Below are 584 nucleotides of genomic sequence, written 5' to 3'. Positions count from 1 at the left end.
TAGCGCAGGATTTTTTACAAATCTTGTTCTTGCCCCTATCTCTGAAGAAATTCAGTCATTGCTGTCAGAGCCAACTGGGCATAAGGGGCAAGTTCCGAGTAGCTGACGGAGTTGCCCAAGGCGTATCCAATGCCGATGTAGAACAACCGGACCATATTTTGTTTTCCTTTTAAGGGGAGAGTAGAAATGCCGTTCCCGGTCGTTGGCAGGTTATTTAAGTGCCTGGCAGGCTCTTTTTGCGCTAAAAGCTTGTTTTGCACTTTGAGTGGAAATGGATTGCGTCGTCCGATTTTTGCTGTCCCGGAGATATTGCTGTGCCCGGTGATCTGGGCATCACCGAAAACCTCAGCAGCGCCGTATATGCGCGCAAATCCAGAAACCTGAGCATTTCCATAGACTTTAGCGTTCAGGAAAACCCATGCACTGCCTGCAATCTTAGCTTGTTCATAGATTTGTGCGTCTCCGAGGACACGTGCGTCACCTGTCACCTCCGCGAGGTCAAAGACTTTCGCATGATCGTAAACTTCGCATTTCCCGCTAATTTGAGCATTATACCAAGTCCATTTGATCAGAACCCATACGCC

At 48.3% G+C, this 584-nt stretch carries 1 pseudogene; it reads right to left on the bottom strand.

The window, feature by feature from the left end:
* Window positions 1-35: 35 nt before the first annotated feature.
* Window positions 36-584: pseudogene (locus E1297_RS48865) on the bottom strand (hypothetical protein); the annotation flags it as partial.

It is taken from the genome of Roseibium sp. RKSG952, assembly GCF_009711355.1.
The sequence above is the reverse complement of the archived record's forward strand: the minus strand, read 5'-3'. Positions and strand labels throughout refer to the sequence as shown.